Here is a 2,023-nt window from a genome sequence, read left to right on the forward strand (position 1 = left end):
CGAGCGGCTGGTGGAGGTGCTGAACCCGGTTCGTTCGCAGGCGCGGCATCCGCTGTTCCAGGTCGGGTTGTCGTTCCAGAACCTGGCGCAGACGGGTCTGGAGCTGCCCGGGCTGACGGTGTCGGCGGTGGGGCTCGATACCGAGTTGTCACAGTTCGATCTGCATTTGATCGTCGGCGACGAGTACGACAGCTCCGGGGCGCCGCTGGGGCTGGGCGGGTTCCTCACCTATGCCACGGCGTTGTTCGATCAAGAGACCGCGCAGGGTTTCGCGGATCGGTTCGTGCGCCTGCTGGCGGAGATCGTCGCGGCCCCGCGGACCGTGGTCGGCGAACTGGAGATCCTGACGCCTGCCGAGCACGCCGCGCTGGTGGAGCGGAATGCGACCGTTCACGAGCTGGATTCGGCGGCGACGTTGGTGTCGCTGTTGGATGCCAGTGTTGCCGCCGATCCCGAGGCGGTGGCGTTGGTGGCTGCCGACGGGTCCACGGTGTCGTATGCGGAGTTGGGTTCGCGGGTGAACCGGCTTGCGCGGTATCTGATCGGGCGTGGTGTCGGTCCGGAGGTCCGGGTGGCGCTGGCGTTGCGGCGTTCGGTGGATCTGGTTGTCGCGATGTATGCGGTGTCGGTGGCCGGTGGTGTGTATGTGCCGGTGGATCCGGATCAGGCGGCCGAACGCAGCGATTACATCCTGGGGGCCGCGGCACCGGTATGTGTGCTGACGAATACCGAGTCCGGGTTCTCTCTTTCGGATGTTGCCGCCGACGGTGGGTCCGAGATCGGTGCCGGGTCCGGTAATGCTGTCGCGAGTGGGGCGCCCGTGTTGGTGCTCGACGAGCTGGATCTCGGCGTGTTCGACAACGCGCCGCTTGCTCCCGGTGAGCGTTCGGCGCCGTTGCGGGCGTCGGATACGGCGTATGTGATCTTCACGTCGGGTTCGACGGGTCGCCCGAAGGGCGTGGCGGTCTCGCATGCGGCGATCGTGAACCAGCTGCGCTACATCACGGCCGAATTCGGTCTGGATGCCTCGGACGCGATCCTGCTGAAGACCGCGGCGACGTTCGACCTGTCGGTGTGGGAGTTCTGGACCGCTGCGGTCTGTGGTGGCCGGATGGTGATCGCGGACCCGGAGGGCCATCGGGATCCGGCCTATTTGAACGGCCTGATGACTCGGGCGGAGGTGACCACCCTGACGGTGGTGCCGTCGATGCTGGACGCGCTGCTCATCAGCGACGCGGACGTCTCTCCCTCGCTGCGGCGGGTACTGGCGATCGGTGAGGCGCTGCCGGCGGCGACCGCGCAGCGGATGCTCTCGGAGCATCCGGCGATCGGGCTGTTCAACCTGTACGGCCCGACCGAGGCTGCTGTGTCGATCACGACCCATCGGGTGTCTTCGGCCGACACGGTGTCGGTGCCGATCGGTGTTCCGCAGTGGAACAGCCGGGTGTATGTGCTGGATGCTCGCCTGCGGCCGGTGCCCGATGGTGTGTCGGGTGAGTTGTATCTGGCCGGTGCGCAGTTGGCGCATGGGTATTTCGGTCGCGCGGATTTGAGTGCGGAGCGGTTCGTGGCGGATCCGTTCGTCACGGGTGAGCGGATGTATCGCACGGGTGACCTGGTGGCGTGGAACCGTGATGGTGCGCTGGAATACCGTGGCCGCACCGATTTCCAGGTGAAGATCCGTGGTTTCCGTATCGAACTCGGTGAGATCGAGGCCGCGCTGCTGGCCCTGCCGGAGGTCGCGCAGACGGCGGTTCTGGCGAAGTCGCATCCGCGCACGGGTGACCGGCTCGTGGGTTATCTGGTGTCTTCGGGGGCGGAGATCGATCTGGGCCGGGTGCAGGCCGAACTATCCGCGCGGGTGCCGTCCTACATGGTGCCCTCGGCGTTCGTCGTACTGGACGCACTGCCGTTGAATATCAACGGCAAGCTCGACCGTAAGGCGCTGCCGGAGCCGGAGTTCGAGGCTTCGGTGTTCCGGGCGCCGTCGACGCCGATCGAGGAGATCGTGGCGGGTATCTTC

1 protein-coding gene is annotated in these 2,023 nt (G+C 66.5%); it reads left to right on the forward strand.

The window, feature by feature from the left end; translation table 11 throughout:
* On the forward strand, nucleotides 1-2,023 hold a 2,023-nt coding region (locus ACWDU1_RS31925), incomplete at both ends, for a non-ribosomal peptide synthetase (RefSeq protein WP_450004145.1).

This window comes from Nocardia sp. NPDC003345, from assembly GCF_053589395.1.